This is a genomic window from Lysinibacillus sp. BF-4, from assembly GCF_000743635.1.
GTDB classification, from domain to species: Bacteria; Bacillota; Bacilli; order Bacillales_A; family Planococcaceae; genus Metalysinibacillus; species Metalysinibacillus saudimassiliensis.
The window spans coordinates 1-541 of the sequence record NZ_JPUW01000105.1 but is presented as its reverse complement, the minus strand read 5'-3'; the positions used below and the strand labels follow the sequence as shown (position 1 = coordinate 541).

The following is a 541-nucleotide window of genomic DNA, read 5'->3' as shown; positions in this document are numbered from 1 at the left end:
CATAAGAACGATAGGCTTTTAAAAATTCTGGTGTAATCGAAGGCAGGCTACTTTTGGGACGACGTCGGAAAAATGACGAGACATTTTCGCGCTCACGTATAATTTGGTTAAACACATTAGCAATCAGCATATCTGCATCACTTAAATGCTTAAAATAAATTTTAGTTACCTTCTCACCTGTTGACGCTATGTAAACATAACGATTTTGTAGTTTTTGAAAGAACGGCACACTAATCGGCTCACGCTTATGTGCGATATATAATAGCTCTGCTTGCTCTCTAGCTGTTAAATCATTTAGCTGACGCTCGTACTCAAAATCAATCCAGCATAACTCTGCTGCGTTATTTGCCTTCTTAGCAAATTTTTTGATTTCCTCAGGCACAATATAATCATGCTGTGTATGATTATTAAACATGCCATCATCGTACGTATTTTTTAACAACAGTAGATTGCGTAAAGGATCAACAGAGGAAACAAACTGTTGTAATTTTAAACCACTAAAAATCACAAATTGATCAACATCGTTCATATGAATGTAAAT

At 35.5% G+C, this 541-nt stretch carries 1 protein-coding gene; it reads right to left on the bottom strand.

The window, feature by feature from the left end:
• Positions 1 to 541 (bottom strand): hypothetical protein (locus CH76_RS13975; protein ID WP_036147445.1); only part of this gene is annotated, 541 nt, incomplete at both ends.